Source organism: Gordonia aurantiaca (assembly GCF_039939235.1).
GTDB lineage: Bacteria > Actinomycetota > Actinomycetes > Mycobacteriales > Mycobacteriaceae > Gordonia.
In genome coordinates, this window is record NZ_JBDUUF010000004.1 from 318,592 (window position 1) to 341,477 (window position 22,886).

Sequence of the window (22,886 nt, forward strand, 5' to 3'; positions counted from 1 at the left end):
AATCGACAACAATTGTCCTCACATCCCAGTGCGACAACGGACCAGTGCGACAACGGAGGCTTCCATGCCGGACATCACCAAGTTCTACATCGACGGCCAGTGGGTGGATCCCGTCGAGCTCGACCTCATCGACGTGATCAACCCGGCGACGGAGAAGGCCGCCGGCCAGGTCGCGATCGGCAGCGCGGCCGACGTCGATGCCGCCGTGGACGCCGCCCGCCGCGCCTTCGAGACCTGGGGCCGGACCACCGTCGAGGAGCGACTCGATGTCCTCAACCGGGTCATCGCCGAGTACCAGAACCGCATGGGCGATCTCGCCGCCGCGGTCACCGAGGAGATGGGCTCGCCCGTCGGCCTCGCCAACGCCGCCCAGGTACCCATCGGGCTCGGCCACCTGATGACCGCCGCCGCCCAGCTGCCCGGCTTCTCCTTCAGCGAGGACCGCAACGGACACCGCATCGTCAAGGAGCCGATCGGCGTCTGCGGCTTCATCACCCCGTGGAACTGGCCGCTCAACCAGGTCATGTGCAAGGTGGCTCCCGCCCTGGCGACCGGCTGCACCATGGTCCTCAAGCCGAGTGAGCTCGCACCGTTCTCTGCGGCCATCGTCGCCGAGATCTTCGACGCCGCAGGCGTTCCCGCGGGCGTGTTCAACCTGGTCAACGGTGACGGGCCGGGCGTCGGCGCCGCGCTGGCCGCCCATCCCGACATCGACATGGTCTCGTTCACCGGCTCGACCCGCGCCGGCATCGAGGTCGCCAAGACCGCCGCGCCGACGGTCAAGCGCGTCGCACAGGAACTCGGCGGCAAGAGCCCGAACATCATCCTCGACGACGAGGACTTCGCGAAGAACGTCGCCGGCGGCATCGCCGCGATGATGATGAACTCGGGACAGTCCTGCAACGCCCCGAGCCGCATGCTGGTGCCGTCCTCGCGCCTCGACGAGGTGGCCGAGATCGCCAAGTCGGTCGAGCCGAACCTCACCGTCGGCGACCCGACCACCAGCGTCCAGCTCGGCCCGGTGGTCTCCGAGGCGCAGTTCGACAAGATCCAGGGCCTGATCGAGCGCGCCATCGCCGACGGCGCGACCCCGGTCATCGGCGGCCCCGGCCGCCCGGAGGGCCTCGAGACCGGCTACTACGTCAAGCCGACGGTCTTCACCAATGTCACCAACGACATGGAGATCGCCCGCACCGAGGTGTTCGGCCCGGTGCTCGTCGTCATCGGGTACGACTCGATCGACGAGGCGATCAAGATCGCCAACGACACCGAGTACGGACTCGCCGGCTACGTCTCCGGCAAGGACATCGACGAGGTCCGCCGCATCGGTTCGCGGATCCGCGCCGGCTCGATCGGCCTCAACGGCGCCACCGTCGACCCGGTCGCACCGTTCGGCGGCTACAAGAAGAGCGGCAACGGCCGCGAATGGAGCGACTACGCCTTCGACGAGTACCTCGAGGTCAAGTCGCTGCTCGGCTACGGCGCCTGATGTCGCCCCTGTTGTCTGGACCGGCGGGCACATCCACCGTGGAGGTGCCCGCCGGTTCGTCGCCTCGGGCTCACGCTGATGCGGCCGGGGTCCGCTGCGCTCAGGTCTGGTCCTGAGCGCCGAAGTCGCCGCGCTCGACCAGCCACGACACCGCGATCCCGGCGAGAAGTCCCCAGAACGCCGACCCGATGTTCAACACCGTCAGGTCCGACACGGAGACCAGGAAGGTGACCAGCGCGCCCATCGTGAACCGTGAGCCGAATGCTCCGCGGAACGCTCCCTGCAGCGCACCGAGCAGAGCCAGACCGCCGACCGTCGCGATGAAGGCCGACGGCATCGCCTGCATGAGCACTACGAACACCGGGGCGAACACGCCGACCGCGATCGCGAGGACACCGAAGGTCAACGCCGCGATGTACTGACGGTCGCGGCGTCCGCCGGCGACCAGCAGCGCGTTGGTGGGACCGGTCAGGCACGACGAGATGGCTCCGACGGACGCCGCGAGTGCCGACCACACCCCGCTCGCCACGGTGATTACGTTGACCGGCGGATGGTGTCCCGCGCCGCGCAACACCGCGACCCCCTGTCCGTTCTGCACGACGATCACGGTCACGGCCAGCGGTACCACCAGCTCCAACGCCGCGCGAACGGTGAACTCGGGGACCGTGAACACCGGCACCGCCACGATCGACGATGCCGGGGCGTCGAGGCGGAAGGAGCCGGTCGTGACCACCGCGATCACACCCACCACGAACGCGCCGATGATCGGCGGCACCCGCCTGCTGACCGTGTGATGGCAGTGCAGCGCGAAGAAGGCGACGACGATGGGGACCGCGACCCGCGGGTCGGCCCCGACCGCAGCCACGATGTCGAGACCGAACTGCAGGAAGACACCGGCGACCATGCCCATCACGATCGGCATCGGTATCGCCGACATCGCCTGTCGCACAAGGCCGGTCATACCCACCACGACGATCAGCGCACCGGTCAGGAAGAACGCCCCGACGACCTCGGCCCACCTCAGGTGCGTCAACGCCGAACCGACGAGCACCGTGCCCGGGATCGTCCACGCGAATCCCAACGGCATCTGGTACATCCAGCCGGCGACCACCGTCAGGATCCCGTTGAGCACGAAGACCCCGAAGATCCACGAGGTCAGCTGCGCGGTGGTGAGATCGCCCGCCGCACCCGCTGCGAGGATCACCGCAACCGGTCCCGACGCGGCGAAGATCAGCCCGATCAGTCCGTTCGCCAGGTAGGTCCCACGCGCGTCACGCAGCATCGACGATGGGCTCGGCCGGGTACCGGTCGGCCGTTCGAAGCCGGTTGCGTACATTCGTCTCCTCGCGTCTGGTGTCCTGGCCGAGGCTAGTTACGCATCCGGCGAGAACAAGGACACATGTTCCCGCGATTGATCGCCGGTGTTTATCGCACGACGCCCACGCGCCGCAGGCACCCTGGGTACGATCCACCTTCATGCTGATCCCGACCGATTCCGGCGCCACCCTCGACGTGGAGGTGTACGGCGACGGTGAGCCGCTGCTCCTCATCGCAGGGATGTCGGCGCACCGCGAGATGTGGGGCGACGAGCTCCTCGACGCCCTCACCCCGCACTTCGCGGTGGCGACCTACGATCATCGCGGCATCGGCGGGAGCAGCCGCGCCGCGGGTGAGTTCACCATCGCCGACCTGGCCGACGACGCACGCGGTGTTCTCGACGGGCTCGGCTGGGACACCGCACACGTCCTGGGGACGTCGATGGGCGGCATGGTCGCGCAGGAGCTGGTCCTGTCGGCGCCGGCTCGCGTACGCAGCGTGGTCCTCGGCTGCACCACCGCGGGCGGTCCGGGCGCGGTCGACGCACCGGGCGCCCGACGCCTTGTGGAAGCGATCGCCGGTCGCGACCCCGCCCGGGTCGCACGCACCGCCTTCGAGGTCAATCTCTCTCCCGAATTCTGTTCCCGTCCGGGCGAATTCGAACGCTTCACCACGTGGTCGACGCGACGCAAGGTGCCGTCGGCGGTGGTCGCGTATCAGGCGCTCGCGTGCGCGGGGCACGACACCCGCGACCGTCTCGCCTCCATCTCGACGCCGACAACCGTCGTCCACGGCGACGCGGACGAGGTGATCGGGGTCGCCGAGGGCGAGAAGCTGGCCGCGGCCATCCCGGGTGCGACGCTGGCACGGTGTCCGGGCGTCGGCCACATGTTCTGGTGGGAACGCCCCGGGAGACCGCCGAGGTCGTCCTCCGCGCGGCGAAGACCGCATCCGGGTAACGTTCGTCGGTCCCCCGGACGACATCACCGACATCGGCGCCGTTTCCCGTCGCGGCCGCCGCGAATGTCAGGAGCCTCATGTCGCACGCCGCCGGAAGCGCAGACACACCACCCCGCCTCTCGCCCCGGCAGCGACTGTTGACCGGGATCTCGGTGGTCACGGTCCTCACGCTCGGACTCTTCGGCGCGGGCATGCTGCTCAACTCGTCGAACACGGCGCAGGCCCTGCGCGGGCACCCCGAGATCCTCCGTCCCGGGTGCGAGTGGGATTCCTCGAAGTACTACGTCCAGAACTGCAAGGTCTGGTCGGAGTCACAGCAGAAGGACGTCATCGTCCAGATCCGCGCGTCGAACGGCAGCGACAGCTCGATCTACCTGCTCGACGGCATGCGCGCCGGCGAGACCCGCTCCGCCTGGACCACCGATGTCCACGCCGCCCGCGTCTACGACACCTCCACCGACGTCACCCTGGTCATGCCGGTGGGTGGTGCATCGTCGTTCTACACCGACTGGGACGGCGGGGCCGGCGCGGAGAACGCCGTCATCAAGCAGGAGACGTTCCTGACCTCCGAGCTACCGGCCTATCTCGAGGAACAGTTCGGGGTGGCCCGCGACAACAACGCGGTCGTCGGTCTGTCGATGTCCGGTGGTCCCGCGGTCACCCTGGCCGAACGCCACCCCGACCAGTTCAAGGTCGTGCAGGCGATGTCGGGCTACTACCAGACCGACAACCCGCTCGGCGCCCTCGGCATCTTCGCGACACAGACGCTGGTGTCCAACTACGCCAACGGCATCGTCAACATGTGGGGCTCACCCGGCGGCACGCGCTGGACCGACAACGACCCGTCGAAGAACGTCGGCCGGCTCGCCGAGAACGGCCAGGTCCTGATCATCTCGTCCGGCAACGGCTTCCCGACCAACACCGAGATGGCGAAACTGTCGCAGCAGGACCAGATCTCGGCGATCGCGCTGGAGATCCTGTCCGCGGTGTCGACGGTGCTGATGCAGCTGCAGGCCAAGCAGTCCGGCGCGTCGGTGATCTCGCTGCCCAACTACGGCGGACACACCTGGGAGAACTGGGGCCGCGCCCTGAACGATGGCAAGCCGCACGTCCTCGAGGCGTTGCGCAACAACCCGCCGGTGACCGACAAGACGACCGTCGTCGACGCCTCGGGTAGCCCCGACCCTGAGGCCGGGGAGAAGGTCGTGCTCGCCGCCGAGAAGGCGGCCGCGGCCTCCCCCGCGCTGGATGCCTCGGTCCTCGCCGCACTCGAGTCGAGCGACGCATCGAGTTCTGATTCGGCCACGTCGTCGGAGAGCTCTGAATCCGAGGGTTCGGCAACGGAGCGCTCGGCAACCGAGCGCTCGGCAACCGAGGGTTCCCTGCCGGACAGCTCGGTGCCCGAATCCGCACCGGCGCGGGAGAACCCGGCCGGGCCTGCCTCGTCCACAACCGACACCACGATCCCGCAGGTGGCGCCGGCAGAAAACGGACCGGCCGACGCGTCGTCGCCGGCCACCACGACGATCACGACTCCGCAGCAGTCCAGAACACGCTAGCCCGGCGACGGCCGGCACCCCGCTAGGGTGCTGGACATGAGCTCCGAGACGGCCGATCTCGTCGGCACCGACACCATCGCGTTCGTCCTCGTCGCCGGCGTCATCCTGGCGTGGGCCCTGGCGCTCGGTGTGTGGAAATACCACGGCATCCGGACCTCGCCCGATCGCAGCGCCCATGTGTATGTCGACATCGCGCACCGCGCGGCGCTGATGTATTCGTTCGCGACGCTGGTCCTCGCGGCCCTGGTCGAGCTCAGCGCGTTCCCGACCCGGGTGAACGTCGTCGCCGCGACGGTGCCGATCGTGTTCTTCGTCGCCGCGATCGTGTCCTATTGCGTACACGGCGCGCTGCGCGACACCGACAACCAGTTCCTCGATCCGACGCCGGGCACGTACGCGTTCATGATCGCGCTCATCATCGGCGAGATCGGGGGCGTACTCGTCCTCCTCGCGGGAGTCGTCGCCCGCCTGGCGTGAACCACCACCGGCACCCGAGTACCCGCAAAATCGCGGGTTGGCGACGAATCGCATGCCAGAGAGTGGGCAGGTCTTCGCCGAACCCGCGATCTTGGCGGCGTTCGGGTCACCCCGCGTGTTGCTCCAGCCAGCTCACGACCTCCTCGAGCACCACGTCCTGCTCCGGTTCGTTGAAGATCTCGTGGTACAGGTCGTCGTAGATGACGAGGGTCTTGTCCTCCGAGCCCGCGAGCTCGTCGACGAGCTCGCTGCCCTTCGGGTCGGTCAGCGCGTCGGCGCCGCCGTGCATCACCAGCAACGGCAAGTGCAGCGAGGGCAGGCGTTCCGGGAAGGACTGCATCGTCGAGATCATCGCCCCGCCCAACCCGGCGGGGATCTTGCCCCGCGTGACGAGCGGATCGGCGTCGTAGGCCGCGACGACGGCGGGATCGCGGGAGATGCTGGACGAACTCAACGCGGTCGTCGGCAGCCACGGCGCGATCCTGCCGATGATCGGCGCCAGCTTCACCGCCACGGGCGGGAGGTCGTTGCCGGGCAGTACCGCGGCGCCCGACAGGATGAGGCCGTCGAGCTTGTCCTGATGGTCGAGCGCGTAGTCGAGGGCGATGCAGCCACCCATGCTGTGTCCGATCAGGAAGGTCGGCAGCCCGTCGTCGCCGACGTGCGAGATGACCGTGTCGAGGTCGTCGGTGAACTCGCCGAACCGGTGCACCTGCAACCGTTTTCCGCCCGACCGGCCGTGCCCGACGTGATCGGGGATGGCGACCAGGTAACCGGCGTCGACGAGTCGTTGCGCCACGTGGCCGTAGCGCCGACCGTGCTCGGCGAGCCCGTGCGCGATCACCACGACTCCCTGAGGCCGATCCTCGGGCCGGTGGACGTCGTAGACGATGGTGTGTCCGTGCGGACCGCGAAAACTGTGTTCTTCCGGTGGCATTCCCTGTTCTTCCGTCGATCGGCAACCCTGTGCCGAAATCCTCTTCAGCCCAACGGGCTCGTCAGCGTGAAACCCTCGTCGGCCGAAACCCTCGTCACCGCAGCCCCAGCCGCGCGGCGACCGACCTGCCGGCGGACTCGATCGCGCCGAGCGGCCGCAGCGCCGCCTCACCGATTCCGACGAGCACCTCGACCCGGGCCACGACCCGTTCCAGACGCGCGACGACATCGGACATGCGGTCCACGGTCGCATCGACCTGGTCGAGGGTGCCCGACATCCGCACCAGTGTCGCGTCGAGCTTCTCGATCGTCGCGTCCATCTTGGTCATGGTCGGGCCCAGGCCCTCGAGCGTCTCCCCCATGTCGGTGAGGATTCCCTCGAGCTGTTCGACCGTTACGTCGGCGTTGAGCGCGGCCTGCGCCAGCTTCTTGATGCGCTGACGTTCCGGCGGCTTCGATGACGTGGTGTCGCCCCTATCGGCCATGCCCGGATTATCACCCAGATCACAGCCCGGGGAGCCCGAACGCGCCAGGCGCACACCCCGGAATAGATCTGCGTGCGCGTCGGTTGAGCGGGACAGAATTGCTCAAATTTGAGTGATTTCCGCCCGGAGCGGTCACCGCCCGAGCGGGTACCGACCGAAGGAGTCATCATGCCTGCCGTCACCGCCGACACGCTGACCTTGTCGCGCCTGTCCGCCCCCGGTGTCGACGCCGTCGAACGCCCGGTCAAGTCCGTCACCCGCGGCCCGCGCGGCTACGAGGGCGAGGGCTTCCCGGTCGTGCGCGCGTTCGCCGGAGTGCCGAAGGCCGATCTCGACCCGTTCGTCCACATGGACCAGATGGGCGAGGTCGACTATGAACCCGGCGAGCCCCGCGGAACCTCGTGGCACCCGCACCGCGGCTTCGAGACCGTGACCTACATGATCGAGGGCCGCTTCGCCCACCAGGATTCCGCCGGTGGCGGCGGCCTGATCCAGGACGGCGCGACGCAGTGGATGACCGCGGGTGCGGGCATCCTGCACATCGAGACCCCGCCCGCCGAGCTCGTGGAGTCCGGCGGCCTCTTCCACGGCATCCAGCTGTGGGTCAACCTGCCCGCCAGGGACAAGTTCCTGCCGCCCAACTACCAGAATCTCGAGGGTGGCCAGGTGGGCCTGGTGACCTCCCCCGACGCCGGTTCGCTCATCCGGATCATCGCCGGTGAGATCGAGGGCCATCGAGGCCCGGGCTCGACGCACACGCCGATCACGCTGGCGCACGCCACCGTGCAGCCCGGCGCCGCGGTGTCCGTGCCGTGGCGTCAGGACTTCAACGCGTTGGTCTACGTGCTGTCGGGTCGTGGACGCGTCGGCGCCGAGGGCCGTCCCGTCGAGCAGGGCACGCTGGTGGTGCTGGGCAAGGGCGATCGGATCACCGTCGCCGCCGAGGACTCGCAGGACGGCAACCGCCCCGCACTCGAGGTCCTGCTGCTGGGAGGCAAGCCCATCCGTGAGCCCGTCGCACAGTACGGTCCGTTCGTGATGAACACTCGCCGGCAACTGATCGAGGCGATCGAGGACTTCCAGGCCGGACGCCTGGGCGTCGTCCCGCCGGACGCACTGATGCCGCACACCGCCCGCTGATGTCCGAACGGCCCCACCCGGCACCGTCGGTCCCACCGCAGTCGGTTCCACCGCGATCGGCCCTACCCCGATCGGCCCTACCCCGGTCGGACCTACCTCTGTCTGCCACCGACACCGACCTGCAGGCCGCGTGGCGCGTCTTCATCGAGACCGCCGCGCGGCTGCAGACCGAACTCGACGACGACCTGCGTGCGAAGGCCGGTATGACACTGGCCGACTACAGCGTGCTGCTGATCCTGCACGAGAGCCCCGACGGCCGGTTGCGCATGCGGGATCTGGCCGCGCGCATGATCTTCTCGACGTCCCGGCTGTCATACCAGGTCGACGGGATGTGCCGACGCGGGTGGCTGTGTCGGGAACGCGCGACCGAGGACCGTCGCGGCAGTTACGCCGTCCTCACCGACGAGGGCCGCGCCGTCTTCCGGTCGGCTGCTGCCGATCACGCCAGGTGCGTCGACGACCTGTTCTTCTCGGCCCTCACCCCCGCCGACGGCCGTGACCTGCGGGCCGTGATGGCCAAACTTGCCGCGCACCTCGCCGAGCGCGACGCGCAGGCAGCCGAGACAAGAAGCAGCTGAGATGAAAGACAGCCGGGACGAAAGACAGCTGAGACGAAGGCAGCCGGACGGAAGGAGAGCTGAACCGATGTCGGTCACCGTCATCCGCGCCGCCGAGCGCGACCACTGGCGAAGCGAGTGGCTCGAGTCGTGGCAGTCGTTCCCCGCCACCGGCCGGCTCGACGGAACCGACCTGCGCGTGGTCCAGATGTGGGTCGCCCCGGACGAGACCGACCTCGAACCCGGCTACGACGAGGCCGACGTCACCGCGGCGCTCGCAGCCGGTGACCTCGTCGTCGTGGCCTCGGGACGTCCCGAACACGCCGGCGCCGCACCGGTCTCGATCCACAGTTCCGCCGCCGCATTGCATGTCGCGCGAATGGTGCCGGGCAGGCCGGTCCTGCTTCCCGACGCCCCGTTCGGCCACCTCTACGTCGCGCGGGGCGAGGTGACCATCGACCACGGCGGTCGTACCGTCACGCTCTCGACCGGCGACGCCGTCCGGACGACCGACGCCGGCGCGATCCCCCTGGCCGGCCCGGGCGGAGCCGAGATCCTGTTCTGGGAGATGCACGCCGGCGTGCGGTGAGCGCGCGACCTGGACTGCGGTGTCAGACGGCCATCATGTGTTCGACGGTGCGGCCGTCGAGGCCGTCCCACCGGGTGAACCCGGATTGCTCGAGTTCAAGATGTTCCAGCGGCACCCCGACCACCCGCGCCCCCGACGCCACGGCGGCCGCGATCCCGGGGGGCGAGTCCTCGACGGCGATGCACTCGCGGATGTCGACGCCCAGCTTCGCCGCGGCCAGTTCGTAGGCATCCGGGGCGGGCTTGGCCCGTTCCACGTCATCGGCGGTCACCACGATGTCGAACGCCTCGAACGGAATCGCGTCCACGACCATTTCGGCGAGGACCCGGGGTGACATGGTCACCAGTGCGGTCGGGATGCCCAGTGTCCTCAACTCACGGAGCAGCGATTCGGCGCCCGGCTTCCACGGCATCGCGACCCGGAGCCGGGACGCCACGTCGAGGATGAACCGGCGCTCGATCTCGTCGACCGTCAGCCCTGCGCCCGCGTCGATCAGCACCCGAGCCATGTCGGGAAGGCTGCAGCCGTTCAGGGCCAGACCGATCTCCTCGGTCCACGGGACGTCGTGTGCGACCAGGATGCCACGCGCCGAATCGTTGTAATACTCCTCGGTGTCCAGGATCGTTCCGTCCATGTCCCACAGGACGGCCGCGGGTCTCCGCCTCATCCGACGGTCGCCTTCGCCTGCTGCCGAGCGACCTTCAGCGCGGCCCCGAGCCGCTCGACGAGCAGCTCTGCGTCCTCGCGGGTGTAGGTGAGCATCGGCCGGATCTTCAGGGTGCTACTGGTGGGGCCGCACACCGACAGGAGCAGTCCCCCGTCGCGGCAGGCGTTGACGAGGTCGGCGGCGAACTCGGTGGCCGGCTCCCTCGTCTCCGGATCGTTCACCAGCTCAACCCCGAAATACAGTCCGGCGCTGCGGATGTCACCGATCTCCGGGAACTCCGCGGCCAGCTCGGTCATACCCGCCCGCACGATTCCGCCGATGGTCTCCGCGTTCTCGAACAGGCGACGCCCGCAGATCTCGTCCAGGACCGCGGCGGCCGCCGCGACCGGCACACTCGATCCGCCGAAGGTGTTGAAGTACGGGACATCCCGCCCGAACGCCTCGAGGATCTCGGTGTTGGCGACCATACCCGCGACCGGGACACCGTTGCCCATCGGCTTGCCGAGGGTGACCAGATCGGGCAGCGCATGGTCACGGGCGAAACCCCAGAACGGGGTTCCCACCCGGGCGAAACCGGGCTGGACCTCGTCGGCGATCACCAGCGCGCCGGCCGCGCGCGCCGCGGCGAAGGCGGCCTGCAGGGCACCGTCGACCGGGAACACGCCGTCCGAGGAGAAGATGCTGTCGACGAGCAGCGCCGCCGGCTTGTGGCCGCGTTCGCGCAGGGTCTCGAACGCCTGGGTGATGCGCGCGGCGAATGCCTCGGCCACCGACGAATCATCCTCGTGCCGATACGAATTCGGTGGCTCGACGGCGATGACGTGGGAGGGTGGATCCCCTCCTCCGTCGGAAGGCGACACCTCGGCGCACGACGCGGTGGTGCCGTGGTAGGCCTCTGTGGTCACGACGATGCCGGTGCCCCCGGTGTGGTGCCGGGCGACGCGCAGGGCGAGATCGTTCGACTCCGACCCGGAGTTGGTGTACATCACGCGGTTCAGCGGATCCGGGAAGGTCTGCAGGAGCCGTTCGGAGTACTCGACGATGCCGTCCTGCAGGTATCGGGAATGGGTGGCGAGCGTGTTGAGCTGCTTGGTCACCGCCTCCACGACAGCCGGATTGCAGTGGCCGACGCTCGCGACGTTGTTGTATGCGTCCAGGTACTCACGGCCGTCGGCGTCGTACAGCCGGGTGCCGAGGCCCCGGACCACCTGGACCGGATTCCGGTAGAACAGCCGGTAACTGGTTCCGAGGGTGTTCATTCTCCGCTCGACGAGCGCACGGGACGCGGAATCCAGTGCATCGAGCCGGCCGGTGTCGAACCGGTTTCCGTCCAGGATCGAGGAAGTGCCCAATGGTCGGCCTTTCTGAGGTTGAGAGCCGTCGCCGATCCCTGGACGGGAGCGGCGCTGCTCGGTGAGACGACGAGAGGCGTCAGATGCTGCCGATCCAGGCGCCCCAGCGCTGATCGGAGGTACGGGAGAGTGCCCGACGGAGTTTCCACACCCCGTACTTGTGGTAGTCGTAGTCCCACCCGTCGTTGAGCTGGGCGTAGACGACGGCCCACAGACCCCACTTGATGTCGGCGAGAAAGCCGCAGACCTGAACGCGCGCAAAGAGTTCCGGCGTGTACGAACCATAGAACTGTTCGACGCACTCGGCGGTGCGGACGTCATCGTAGAAGAACTCGGTGGTCATCACGGCGAGTTCGAAGGCCCGTTCGTTGTTCGACGAGAACTCGAAGTCGACCAGACGCATCGGCTTGCCCTCGGCGATGAGGAAGTTGCCGGGCATCGGGTCGTTGTGACATGGCACCAGGTCGATTCCGCCGGCCAGCAACGCGTCCCGCGCGGTGTGGTATTCGACCTCCAGCTGCGGCCAGAACCGAGGCAACCGGACCCCGATCTCCATCCCCTGGCTGTGGTGTTCGTCGATCATGTCGAAGACCGTCTTGGTCGACGGCAGCTTCTCGATGCTGTTGAAGACCCGGTACAACCCGATGATCTCGCTCGCGATCTCCGGACGCTTCATGTCGCCGTTGGTACAGGCGCGGTAGTCCTCGAGGAACTCGATGATCTCGATGCCCGTGGACGGGTCGAAGTGCACGATCCTCGGGCTGATCCCGAGGGCGCTTGCCTGCTCGGCGGCGAAGTGCGAGTTGCCGCGATCGATGAAGGCCTCCGATCCCGCACCCGGGATCTTCAGGAAGTACGGGGACTCCTCCCCGTCGACGTCGAGCCGCCAGTTCTCGTTCTGCAGGCCGCCGTGCACCGGCTGGTAGCGGATCGCACGGCCGGACCAGTCGGCGACGGCGTCGAGGGCGGCCTCGACCGCACGTTCGGGCGCGGTGCGCGCACCGCCACGCAGCACGCCGACCGCGTTCTGTTCGTCGGACAGTGTCGTCATCGGTCGATCCTCCTCAACAGTTCACCGGAACGTGTGCCCGACAGGGCCAGTCGTGCGCGCAGGAGCTGCCAGTCGCCGAACTTCGAGTACTCGTAGGAGCCCGGGTCCAGTGCGTCGACCAGGATTCCCAGGAGGCCCTGGCGCACATGGTCGGCATATCCGTAGAACAGGCTGCGCGCCAGCAGGGCCTCGTCACAGCAGCCGTGCGCGATCTCGAACAGTTCGCGGGCATGGGTCTCGTCCTCGGCGAGCTCGACGAGTGCGACACCGAGGTCCTGGAAGGGATCCATCACCGCGGCGAGATCCCAGTCCAGCAGGAGGAGCGAGCCGTCGGCGCGAGCGGCCATCACATTCGACAGGTTTCCGTCGCCATGCCGGAACTCCCGGTCGACACCGACTGCGGCGATCCGCTTCTCGGCGTCGTCGAGAATCCGCCGGAAATAGGTCAGCTCGGCGGGAATGGTCGCCCCCGCCTCCTGGAGGCGATGCGCGAGTTCACGGATGTCGTCGAAGACGGTCGCCTCCCGCACCGTTGCCGGGGCCAGTTCGGCGACCCGCGAACGGATCGCGAAGTAGGCCGACACGAAGTCGGCGGAGTTCGCGTCGGCGAGGGTCGCCGTCCGGTGTGTGTCGGTCAGGTCCGCGAGGACGATCTCACCGTTGTCGACGTCCGACGCCACGACCGCGGGACCGATCCCCGCCGCGCCGGCGGCCTCTGTCGCGGCAACCGCGGCCGGAACGTCCACGTACTTCTTCGCGGCATCGGTGTAGCGACGCACGTGGACCGCCACGTCGTCGAGCCGACCGCGCAACCTCACGGTGTCCGCGCCCCACCAGCTGGGGCTGGCCATGGTGGGGGTCCCGTCCGACCGGTCGGACAGGACCCGCCCTCCGGAGAGTTCGAGGGCTGCCGTCATCACGCCTCCTTCCATACGTTCGCCGGGGTCGTCCGTGGTTCCAGCGGCCAGTCCTGCTCCGTGCCGCGACGGGCTTCGAGCCAGGCGGCCAGCGCGAGCACCCGGCGGTCGGAGAACCGCGGCCCGGCGAGCTGGATCGCCACCGGGTGCCCGCCGTCCTCCCCGAACGGCATCGACACCGCGGGCTGTCCGCTCTGGTTGAACCAGGCGGTGAAGCTGCAGTGCTCGAGCGGACGATCCTGGTTCATGCCCAGGTGCTCGGCCGGGAACGCCGCCGACGGGAGCACCGGCGACAGCACGACGTCGACGTCGCGCTGCAGCGCCGCGAAGCCCATCTGGTCGGCGGTCACGCGACCCAGGGCCCGTTCGTAGTCGGTGGCGCTCAGCGGTCCGGCGGCCTCGATCCAGCGGACGAGACCTTCGAGCACGTCGCCACCGCGGTCGCCGTGCGACTCGAGTTCGGCGCGGGCGCGCACCACGTACAACAGGTCGAGGGCGTCATAGGCGTCGGGACCGAACGGTGTGGGCAGTTCGACGATCTCGGCCCCGGCGTCGGCCAGTACGTCGGCGGCCGCGCGGAGGGTGCGCAGGGTCGCCTCGTCGGCGGGGAATCCGTATCCCATCTCCGAGAGGACGCCGACGCGCAGTCCCTTGACGTCGTCGAGCGGGCGAATCGGTTCGCCGCAGTCGGTTTCGTCGGCCAGTGCCAGGGTGTCCCGGGCGTCGAAGCGCCCGACGACGCGGTACAGCTCGATGACGTCGGCGACCGTCCGCCCCATCGGGCCCGCGCTGCGCACGGTGCTCGGTGCGAGGTGCGGGACACGACCCTGGGTGGGCTTGATCGCGACGATGCCGCAATGGGCGGCGGGCAGACGGACCGAACCGGCGATGTCGGTGCCGATGGCGCCCCAGGTGAGGCCGGCGGCGAGCGAGGCCCCGGCACCCGAGCTCGACCCACCCGGCGTGACCGACAGGTCCCACGGGTTTCGCACGATCCCGTAGAGCGAGGAGACACCGGAGGCGAGCATGCCGAAGTCGGGCATCGTGGTCTTGCCCACGATCACGGCACCGGCCTCGCGCAGGCGGGCCGACGGCGGTGCGTCGACCTCCGCGTTGGGCAGACCGTCATTCGGTTTGGTGCCGTGCCGCCAGGGCAGGCCGACCGCGTTCACACTGTCCTTCACCGTGACGGGGACGCCGTCCAACGGTCCGAGGGCCGCACCCTCCGCCCACCGTCGGGTCGCCGCGGCCGCGGCCTCGCGTGCCGCGTCGAGGTCGGTGGCGGCGATCGCATTGATCGCCGGCTGGACCGATTCCATGTGCGCGATGGTCAGTTCCAGCACGTCGGAGGGTGTGGTACTCCCGTCGGCGAAGCCGCTGCGGAGCTGCTCGATTGTCGTTCCCAGAACGGGAACCTGCGTCTGCTGAGGCATGACCGAAAGGTTCCACGTGAACCATTTCTGGTCCCTGGCCCAAATGTAAATTCTGCATTTCCTGGGTTCGCATGGCCCGAGATTTGGTGCAACTCTTGAGAACACACGCCGTTCGCGCTGCTCACGAGCACGCCGTGCACACGGCGTCGAAGACCATTCCGCAAGCCAAAAGAGCACGGTGAGCAGTGACATACGAAGAGACCTTTGCCACCATTTCCCGCCTCGCCGACGACCTGGCGCGCCGCGGGTTCACGAAGCTGCCCGCTGAACGTGAACTCGCGGAGCGACTGAACGTGTCCAGGTCGTCGGTGCGTCGCGCGCTCGCCGACCTGGAGGACAACGGCGTCGTCTATCGCAAACGCGGCCGTACCGGTGGCGCCTACCTCACCGCCGCGGAGTCGCGACCCGACACCACGTTCGCCGACGAGGTGGACCCGGCCGAGGGCCGGCGCGTCGAACGTCCGCTCGGCACCGTCGTCGGTGTACCGCAGATGCTGCGGTCGCAGGGCTTCGAGTCGGGTACCCGACTGGTGTCGGCATCCTACGAGCACCCCACCGAGGAGGAGCGCGAACACTTCGGCATCGGGCCCGACGACCTGATCGCCGCCATCGTCCGGATCCGTTTCGCCGACGGGGACTCGCTGTCACTCGAGTCGTTCCGCGTCTCGGCCAACCGTTTCCCGCAGCTGCTCGAACGCTCCCTCATCGGCTCCCTCTACGAACTGCTCGTCGAGACCTACGGCGTGCGCCCCACCACCGCCGACGAGCAGATCCGCGTGGTCTGCGCGTCCCCGCGGGTCGCCGCCGCGCTCGCCGTCGACGTGGGTACACCCCTGCTGAAGGTCACCCGCAACACCTATGACCAATCCGGCGGCCCGGTGGAGATGTCGGTCGACTATTTCCGCGCGGACCGCACGGTCCTGCACGTGCCGGCCCATCCCGGCAATGGTCAGGAGCCAGGTGCGCACCGGTTGCAGCACCGTCTGGAAATGGCCCACGACGCCACCCGCAGCACCTCGTCCGACGCGTAACAGGTCCGTTACGACCCGAAACGTGACCAGTAATGGTCCACTCGCATGCTTTGGCTGCACACACCGAAACGGGTACGTAGACGATCTAGCTCGTATCACGTTCGGACCGAAGCCTTTTGGTGCATCGAGTCACTCCGCCAACCCATCGCCGCGCCCGACCCGCGTCTGCCGCCGGGGCGATTGATCTTCAGGAAAGGAGCCGAATCCTTGACTCAGTTCATAAAGAGCCTGGATCGCAAGGTAATCAACACCACATTCGGCATCATCTACGGATTCGCTCTGTTGATGGCGCTGTTCCCGCCGCTCTATCTCAGCGCCAGCGGCGCCCGGGGTCCGGTGATCCTCGGCATCCCGTGGTCCGTCATGTACTGGATCGTCAATGCCGCACTCGTCGGGGTCGCCCTGAGCGCGCTGTACATCGTGGAAAACATTCGTGGAGAGGGTGACGACTGATGGCGATCATGCTCGGCATGCTGCTCGCGTTCTACGCGATCGTGGTGGGAATCCTCTACGCCACCAAGCAGAAATCGGATCCGACCTTCGAGGAGTACTCGGTCGGCGGCCGGTCGTACGGCACCTGGTTCGTCGCGATGTCCTACGTGAACTCGTGGTGGCCCGGCTCGACCTTCATCGCGTTCTTCGGTCTCGCCGCCGGCGCCGGCGTGTTCGGCATGTACGCCCTGGCGTACTCGACCCTCGGCGTCGCCTTCATGTACCTGATGGCGACCCGCGCTTGGCGCTGGGGCAAGGTCTACGACCTGCGCACCCAGCCCGACCTGTTGCGCGTCCGCTACCGGTCCGACGCGGTCCGCGTCATCGCCAGCATCATCGGCGTGATCTCGCTGTTCCCCTGGGTAGTCCTGGGCATGCAGGCCCTCGGCACCCTGTTCGAGATCGCCAGCGACGGCGCGTGGTCGGTCATCGCGTCCCTGTGCGTGGGTCTCGCGGTCATCCTCATCCGTCAGTTCTGGACGGTTCAGATGGGCATGCGCGGCCTGATCATGACCGACATGTTCCAGGGTTTCGTCGCCTACATCGTGGCCGGCATCGTCGGCGTCATCATGCTGACCGGCGCCATGGGCAGCCCGATCAGCTGGGGTGATCTGCAGGCGATCGGCGACAAGTTCCTCGTCCTGCCCGGCGGCGGTGACTCCTACGGCCCGTGGTACATCTTCGCGCTCGTCTTCACCGGCGTGATCGGTTCGCTGAGCTGGCCCACCAGCTTCCAGCGCATCTACACCGCGTCGAGCGTCCGCACCGTCAAGAAGGGCACTCTCGCAACCATTCTCATCTCGGCGACCTTCTACACCATCCTGATGCTGGTGGGCCTCGCGGCCGTCAACATCCCCGCGGTCATGGAGAATCCGCAGGGTGCCTGGTTCACCCTGCTCGACCAGTGGGGTGGCACGTGGATGCTGGGCCTCGCGGTGGTGATCGTTTTCGCCGCGCAGATGGGCCACACCGACGCCAGTGTCCAGGTGGCCGGCCTGCAGGTGTCGAACGACATCGTCGCGACCCTGGTGCGCCGTCCGCTGTCGGACCATCAGCTGACCGTGATCGCCAAGGCGAGCATGGTGGTCTACATGCTCCTCGCCGGCGTGATCGCCTTCGCGACATTCAACTTCGACCGTCTCCAGCTGCTGGCCCAGATCTCCTACCAGGGCATCATCCAGCTGTCCGTCCCGCTGTTCCTCGGCATCTTCTGGAAGGGCGGCAACAAGTACGGCGCGATCTGGGGCATGGTGAGCGGCTTCGTCATCGCGGCGGCCCTGACCGGTGTCTACAACGACGACATCCGCGCCCTGGGCAGCCTGACCTCGGGCATCGTCGGCCTCGCAGTGAACCTGGCGGTGTTCCTGATCGTCTCGGCGGTCACCGGCCACTCCGCTGAGGACCGCGCACACGTCGAGGAGATGTTTGCGGCCGCGAAGGGCGAATCCGCCCTCGCCGCACTGAAGGCCGGCCGGACCGACGACATCGAGGTCGTCGCCACCGGCGACGGGGTGAGCACCGCATCTGCTCACGCTCCCGCGGAGTAGGAGACACCGACCTCCTCATCCCCTACTCGGCACGAAAGTGGGCACGACCTCCACGGTCGTGCCCACTTTCGTTGTGTCACACGCCATTTGATTCGTAACCTCGGCGTTACGACGGTATTGGTGACCAGTAATGGTTCGGACGGACAGTTGATTCGCGCCGAGAACAACCCACGCCGAACCATTCTCATCCCCCTTCCACCCATTCCAGGAGAAGAGTCCATGGACGCCGAACAGTATGCATGGATGTCCGCGACGGAGATCGCTGCCAAGGTCGCCGCAGGCGAACTGACCGCGCTGGAGGTCGCCGAGGCCGCCTGCGCACGGATCGAGGCGATCAACCCGCTGATCAACGCCTACGTCCACTACGACCGGGAACAGGCCCTGGCCGACGCCCGTGAACTCGACGCCAAGCAGGCCGCCGGCGAGCCGCTCGGACCGCTGCACGGCGTGCCGTTCGCCATCAAGTGCCTCACCGAGGTCGCCGGCCTCCCCAACACCCACTCCATGACGCCGTTCGCGGACGAGATCGGCAAGGAGGACGCCGTCGTCGTCACCCGCCTCAAGGCGGCCGGCGGTCTCTTCACCGGCCTGACCAACGCCCCGGAGGCCGGCTACTACGGCGGCACCGACAGCCACCTCTACGGCCCCACCCACAACCCGTTCAAACACGGCCACACCGCGGGCGGTTCGTCCGGCGGCTCGGCGGCCGCGGTCGCCGCCGGCATGGTGCCGATCGCCGAGGGCGCCGACGGCGCCGGTTCGGTCCGCATCCCGTCGGCCATGTGCGGTGTCGTCGGCCTGAAGCCGTCCCTCGGCCGCATCCCGCATGCGTTGCTGCAGACCAGGTTCGAGACCTGGGTGTTCCACGGTCCGATCACCCGCACCGTCGAGGACGCGGCGCTGATGTTCGACGTCATGACCGGCTTCGACCCCAGCGACCCGATGAGCCTGCCGCGCGACGTCGAGTCCTACACCGCCGAGCTGGACAGGGCCCGAACCGACACGTCGCTCAGCGGTCTGCGCGTCGCCTACTCCCCCGACCTCAACGTCGGCCCCGTCGATCCGGAGGTCGCGGCGATCTGTCGCGAGGCCGTCGCCGCGTTCGAGCAGCTGGGCGCCACCGTCACCGAGGCCACCCCGAACTGGGGCGAGCCGGAACAGGCGATGTGGGAGGGCATCTGGGTGCCCGGCTTCGCCGCCGACAACGACCTGTTCCCGGACTGGAAGGAGCTCAGCGGGCAGCTCGACGACCAGCTGATCGAGATCCACGAGCTGTCCAAGACCCTCACCGCCGAAGAGGTCGGCCGCGCGCAGGCGTTCCGGTCGCGCATGTACGACACCTTCACCGAGTTCATGGAGCACTACGACCTGCTGGTGTCGCCGACCCTCGCCTCCGCGGCGTTCCCGCTCGACCGGTTCGCGCCGGAGTGGCTGGCCGACAAGCCGCTGCGGACCCAACTGCTCGGCTGGCTGCTGACCTACCCGTACAACATGCTCACCTCCCCGGCGATCACCGTCCCCGCCGGCTTCACCGAGGACGGACGACCGGTGGGCCTGCAGATCGCGGCCCGTCACCGCGCCGACGCCGACGTCCTCGCCGCGGCCGCCGCGTACTCCACCGTCCGTCCCTGGGCGGATCGCTATCAGGCCAACGTGATCGAGGGAGTGACCAAGTGATCGACCTGACCGGCAAGACCGCCGTCGTCACCGGCGGCTCCCGCGGAATCGGCCGCGCCTCGGCCCTCCGCCTCGCCGAGGCGGGGGCGTCGGTGGTGATCTGCGACCGCTCCGACTTCAAGGCCGGCGACGAGTCGTGCTCGGCCGCGATCCGCCGCGCCGGGGGTGACGCCGAGTCCCGCGAACTCGACGTCTCCGATTCGGCCGAGGTCGATCGGGTCTTCGGTGAGATCGCCGCCGATCGCGGGATCGACATCCTGGTCAACAACGCCGGCGTGTTGTTCGCCGGCACCGCCACGGAGACCACCGACGAGGTCTGGCGCCGGCAGTTCGCGGTGAACGTCGACGGGACGTTCTTCTGCACGCGTGCGGCACTGCGGGCGATGCTCGCCGCCGGCAAGGGTGGCAAGATCGTCAACGTCGCCTCGATCAGCGGACTGCGCGCCAACCCCGGTTTCGCCGCGTATTGCGCCAGCAAGGCGGCGATGGTGAATTTCACCCGCCAGGCCGGAATCGACTATGCCGCAGCCGGGATCAACGTCAACGGCGTCGCACCGGGATTCGTCGAGACCGACATGACCTCCCTCTACTCCCCGGAGATCCGGGCCGCACTCGAGGGGCAGACGCCCAACGGCAAGTGGGCGACCTCCGAGCAGATCGCCGACTCGGTGCTGTTCCTCGCCTCGCCGCTGTCCGACCACATCTGCGGCGAGATCCTCACCGTCGACGGCGGCTGGATGGTCGGCACCCCGGTGGTCGTCCAATCCTCCTGAGTCACCGCACAACACACACGAAGGGATCACCCGATGACCGAGACCACGGTCGAGACCACGACCACCGACACCGCGATCGACTTCCTGTACCTGTCCGAACCCGACATGGTCGCCGCAGGCGTCACCGACATGGCCGCCTGCGTGGACACGATGGAGGAGATGTTCGATCTCCTCGGCCGCGGCGACTACCGCATGGCGGGCAAGAACAGCGACTCCCACGGGTCGATGATCTCCTTCCCGGAGGAGCCGGAGTTCCCCGGCATGCCCCGCCACACCGAGGACCGCCGTTTCATGGCGATGCCCGCCTACCTGGGCGGTTCCTTCCACGCCGCGGGCGTGAAGTGGTACGGATCGAACATCGAGAACAAGCTCTCCGGTCTTCCCCGGTCCATCCACCTGTTCGTGCTCAACGACGTGGAGACCGGCGCCCCGCGCGCGGTGATGTCGGCGAACCTGCTGTCGGCCATGCGGACCGGCGCGATCCCCGGCGTCGGCGCCCGTCTGTTCGCCCCCGAGGACTCCAAGGTCGTCGGCATCGTCGGTCCCGGCGTGATGGCACGCACCGCGCTGCAGTCGTTCGTGGTCGCCCGGCCGGGCATCGAGCTCGTCAAGGTCAAGGGCCGCAGCGAGCGCGGGCTGAACATCTTCCGCGAGTGGATGGAACGCGAGTTCCCCGCCATCCGCGTCGAATTCGTCGAGGACAACGAGAGCGCGGTGCGCGACTCCGACATCGTGACCTACTGCACCACCAGCGGTGGATCCCCGGAGAACTACCCGGTCCTCAAGCGCGAGTGGGTCAAGCCCGGCGCCTATCTCGCGATGCCGTCGTCGGTGAGCCTCGACGACGGCCTCGTGGCCGACGACGTGCGGATCGTCGTCGACAACCTCGGTCTCTACGAGGCATGGGCCGACGAGTTCCCCTACCCCACCTACGACTCGATCCCGATCGTGGGCTGCTACTTCACCGACCGGGTGCACGAGGGCAAGATGTCCATGGACCGGATCGAGGACATCGGCCGTATCATCGCCGAGGGCCGGACGAAGCGCGACGACGACCAGATCGTCATCTTCTCCATCGGCGGCATGCCGGTCGAAGACGTCGCGTGGGCGACCCGTGTCTACGAGCGTGCCCGCACCCTGGGCATCGGCACCTCGCTGAACCTCTGGAACACCCCGGTGTTGGCATGAGTTCGACGCCCATCCCGGAGGAACAGGTCGACGTCGCCGTCATCGGCGCCGGTAGCGTCGGCGCGATGGCCCTGTGGCACCTCTCCAAGGTGCCCGGGCTGTCGGTCCTCGGCATCGAACAGTACGGCCGCGCACACGGTCTCGGCTCCTTTGCCGGCGAGTCCCGGTTGTTCCGGATGGCCTACAAGGAGGGCGGGCTCTACCTGCCGCTGCTGACCGACGCACGACGTCGCTGGCTCGAGCTCGAGCAGGAAGCCGGAGCGGAGATCCTGTTGCAGGTCGGTGCGTTGAGCATCGGCGTCGAGGAGCAGCCGGAGATGATCGCCACCAGGACGACGATCGACACCTACGATCTCCCCCACCGCTACCTCGACACCGAAGAACTTCGAAAGGAGTACCCCCAGCACGACATCCACGACGGCGACGTCGGCATCCTCGACCCGCAGGGGGCGGGGCTGCGACCCGAGGTCGCGGTTCTCAGTGCGCTGCGGCTCGCCGAGGCCAACGGCGCCCGCATGCGCTACCGCTGCCCGGTGGAGGCGATCGAACCCGGTGACAACGGCGTCACCATCCGCACGGCGCACGGCGTGGTGCGCGCGCGGACCGCGATCGTGTCGACCGGTTCCTGGGCGACGGACCTGCTGCCCGGCGTCGGCGAGCTGGTCCACGTGCAGCGTCTCGCGCTCTCGTGGTTCATGCCCACCGACATCAGCCGGTACCTCCCCGAGCGGTTCCCGGTGTTCATGCGCGACATCGGCGACGTGCACTTCTTCGGCGCGCCGTCGCTCGACGGCTACAGCGTCAAGGTGAGTCCCGGTCACCTCGACCTCCCGGCCGCACCCACGCTGGCCGAACTCCCGGATCTGCCCGAGGATTTCGGGGCGCACCTCGCCGCACAGGTGACGGACTTCTTCCCGGACATGAACCCGGAACCGGTCCGGCTCACCGCGCACCACGAGATGTTCACCGAGGACCGGGTGCCGATCGTCGACCGGGATCCCACGGGCAGTGTCGTCGTCGCCGCCGGCCTCTCCGGACACGGCTTCAAGCTCGCCCCGACATTCGGCAAGATCGCACGCGACCTCGCCGTCGACGGGACCAGCGAGCTGTGTCCGCGCGAGTTCACGCTGGCCGCTCACCGGGAACGTGCCGCCGCGCTCGCCTGAGTGAACCTCCCCAGACCTGGCCTCCGCGTCAAGCTGCCCCGTGGCCTTGGCGCGGAGGCCATTCCAAATCCGCGGTCCTGCCG

22 protein-coding genes are annotated in these 22,886 nt (G+C 68.3%); 14 read left to right on the forward strand and 8 right to left on the reverse strand.

What is annotated here, in order from left to right:
* Positions 1-64: 64 nt before the first annotated feature.
* On the forward strand, positions 65-1,489 hold the full coding sequence (locus tag ABFT43_RS10945) for an aldehyde dehydrogenase family protein (protein WP_347960376.1): 1,425 nt from the start codon (positions 65-67) through the stop codon (positions 1,487-1,489).
* Positions 1,490-1,589: 100 nt separating this feature from the next.
* On the opposite strand, the gene ABFT43_RS10950 is transcribed toward ABFT43_RS10945, so the two are convergent.
* Positions 1,590-2,825: a benzoate/H(+) symporter BenE family transporter gene (locus ABFT43_RS10950; RefSeq protein WP_347960377.1), complete on the reverse strand. Its 1,236-nt coding sequence runs from the start codon at positions 2,823-2,825 to the stop codon at positions 1,590-1,592.
* 140 nt (positions 2,826-2,965) lie between these two features.
* On the opposite strand from ABFT43_RS10950, the gene ABFT43_RS10955 reads away from it, so the two are divergent.
* The 3 genes from ABFT43_RS10955 to ABFT43_RS10965 are packed head-to-tail and all read left to right on the forward strand — an operon-like array spanning position 2,966 to position 5,802.
* On the forward strand, positions 2,966-3,907 hold the full coding sequence (locus ABFT43_RS10955; RefSeq protein WP_347960378.1) for an alpha/beta fold hydrolase: 942 nt from the start codon (positions 2,966-2,968) through the stop codon (positions 3,905-3,907).
* Complete coding sequence (locus ABFT43_RS10960; protein ID WP_347960379.1) at positions 3,844-5,325, forward strand: alpha/beta hydrolase; 1,482 nt, start codon at positions 3,844-3,846, stop codon at positions 5,323-5,325. The genes ABFT43_RS10955 and ABFT43_RS10960 overlap by 64 nt, the downstream gene beginning before the upstream one ends.
* Positions 5,326-5,361: 36 nt before the next feature.
* A complete protein-coding gene (locus ABFT43_RS10965; protein WP_347960380.1) occupies positions 5,362-5,802 on the forward strand; it encodes a hypothetical protein in 441 nt (146 codons plus the stop codon).
* Positions 5,803-5,908: 106 nt separating this feature from the next.
* Here ABFT43_RS10965 and ABFT43_RS10970 read toward each other — a convergent pair whose 3' ends face one another.
* The gene (locus ABFT43_RS10970; RefSeq protein WP_347960381.1) at positions 5,909-6,739 is read right to left on the reverse strand and encodes an alpha/beta hydrolase; all 831 of its coding nucleotides are present in this window, start codon (positions 6,737-6,739) and stop codon (positions 5,909-5,911) included.
* Positions 6,740-6,833: 94 nt separating this feature from the next.
* Positions 6,834-7,223, reverse strand: coding sequence for a hypothetical protein (locus ABFT43_RS10975; RefSeq protein ID WP_347960382.1), 390 nt, complete (start codon positions 7,221-7,223; stop codon positions 6,834-6,836).
* 168 nt (positions 7,224-7,391) lie between these two features.
* Between ABFT43_RS10975 and ABFT43_RS10980 the strand changes: the two genes are divergently transcribed.
* The 3 genes from ABFT43_RS10980 (at position 7,392) to ABFT43_RS10990 (ending at position 9,509) form a co-directional block, all read left to right on the forward strand.
* Complete coding sequence (locus tag ABFT43_RS10980; protein WP_347960383.1) at positions 7,392-8,363, forward strand: pirin family protein; 972 nt, start codon at positions 7,392-7,394, stop codon at positions 8,361-8,363.
* Positions 8,363-8,941, forward strand: coding sequence for a MarR family winged helix-turn-helix transcriptional regulator (locus tag ABFT43_RS10985; RefSeq protein WP_347960384.1), 579 nt, complete (start codon positions 8,363-8,365; stop codon positions 8,939-8,941). The genes ABFT43_RS10980 and ABFT43_RS10985 overlap by 1 nt, the downstream gene beginning before the upstream one ends.
* Before the next feature lie 67 nt (positions 8,942-9,008).
* Positions 9,009-9,509 carry a pirin family protein gene (locus tag ABFT43_RS10990; RefSeq protein ID WP_347960385.1) on the forward strand — a complete coding sequence of 167 codons (501 nt, stop codon included), beginning with the start codon at positions 9,009-9,011 and terminating at the stop codon, positions 9,507-9,509.
* A 22-nt stretch (positions 9,510-9,531) separates the two neighbouring features.
* Here ABFT43_RS10990 and ABFT43_RS10995 read toward each other — a convergent pair whose 3' ends face one another.
* From ABFT43_RS10995 to ABFT43_RS11015, 5 genes are all read right to left on the reverse strand, one after another.
* Entirely contained in the window at positions 9,532-10,176 is a 645-nt protein-coding gene (locus tag ABFT43_RS10995; RefSeq protein WP_347960386.1) for an HAD family hydrolase, read from the reverse strand.
* A complete protein-coding gene (locus ABFT43_RS11000; RefSeq protein ID WP_347960387.1) occupies positions 10,173-11,528 on the reverse strand; it encodes an aspartate aminotransferase family protein in 1,356 nt (451 codons plus the stop codon). Before ABFT43_RS11000 ends, ABFT43_RS10995 begins: the two co-directional genes overlap by 4 nt.
* A 79-nt stretch (positions 11,529-11,607) precedes the next feature.
* Complete coding sequence (locus tag ABFT43_RS11005) at positions 11,608-12,579, reverse strand: choline/ethanolamine kinase family protein (protein WP_347960388.1); 972 nt, start codon at positions 12,577-12,579, stop codon at positions 11,608-11,610.
* Positions 12,576-13,496, reverse strand: a complete 921-nt coding sequence (locus tag ABFT43_RS11010; protein ID WP_347960389.1) for a phosphotransferase — start codon at positions 13,494-13,496, stop codon at positions 12,576-12,578. The genes ABFT43_RS11005 and ABFT43_RS11010 overlap by 4 nt, the downstream gene beginning before the upstream one ends.
* On the reverse strand, positions 13,496-14,929 hold the full coding sequence (locus tag ABFT43_RS11015; RefSeq protein WP_347960390.1) for an amidase family protein: 1,434 nt from the start codon (positions 14,927-14,929) through the stop codon (positions 13,496-13,498). Before ABFT43_RS11015 ends, ABFT43_RS11010 begins: the two co-directional genes overlap by 1 nt.
* A gap of 185 nt (positions 14,930-15,114) precedes the next feature.
* Here ABFT43_RS11015 and ABFT43_RS11020 point away from each other — a divergent pair, with 185 nt between their 5' ends.
* The 7 genes from ABFT43_RS11020 (at position 15,115) to solA (ending at position 22,803) form a co-directional block, all read left to right on the forward strand.
* On the forward strand, positions 15,115-15,960 hold the full coding sequence (locus tag ABFT43_RS11020; protein WP_347960391.1) for a GntR family transcriptional regulator: 846 nt from the start codon (positions 15,115-15,117) through the stop codon (positions 15,958-15,960).
* A 207-nt stretch (positions 15,961-16,167) separates the two neighbouring features.
* Entirely contained in the window at positions 16,168-16,413 is a 246-nt protein-coding gene (locus ABFT43_RS11025) for a hypothetical protein (protein ID WP_347960392.1), read from the forward strand.
* Positions 16,413-17,999: a sodium:solute symporter family protein gene (locus ABFT43_RS11030; protein ID WP_347960393.1), complete on the forward strand. Its 1,587-nt coding sequence runs from the start codon at positions 16,413-16,415 to the stop codon at positions 17,997-17,999. Before ABFT43_RS11025 ends, ABFT43_RS11030 begins: the two co-directional genes overlap by 1 nt.
* A 219-nt stretch (positions 18,000-18,218) precedes the next feature.
* Positions 18,219-19,676, forward strand: coding sequence for an amidase (locus tag ABFT43_RS11035; protein WP_347960394.1), 1,458 nt, complete (start codon positions 18,219-18,221; stop codon positions 19,674-19,676).
* Complete coding sequence (locus tag ABFT43_RS11040; RefSeq protein WP_347960395.1) at positions 19,673-20,449, forward strand: SDR family NAD(P)-dependent oxidoreductase; 777 nt, start codon at positions 19,673-19,675, stop codon at positions 20,447-20,449. Before ABFT43_RS11035 ends, ABFT43_RS11040 begins: the two co-directional genes overlap by 4 nt.
* A gap of 33 nt (positions 20,450-20,482) precedes the next feature.
* Complete coding sequence (locus tag ABFT43_RS11045) at positions 20,483-21,637, forward strand: tyramine oxidase subunit B (RefSeq protein WP_347960396.1); 1,155 nt, start codon at positions 20,483-20,485, stop codon at positions 21,635-21,637.
* Positions 21,634-22,803, forward strand: a complete 1,170-nt coding sequence (solA, locus tag ABFT43_RS11050) for an N-methyl-L-tryptophan oxidase (RefSeq protein WP_347960397.1) — start codon at positions 21,634-21,636, stop codon at positions 22,801-22,803. Before ABFT43_RS11045 ends, solA begins: the two co-directional genes overlap by 4 nt.
* The last annotated feature ends 83 nt before the right edge of the window (positions 22,804-22,886 follow it).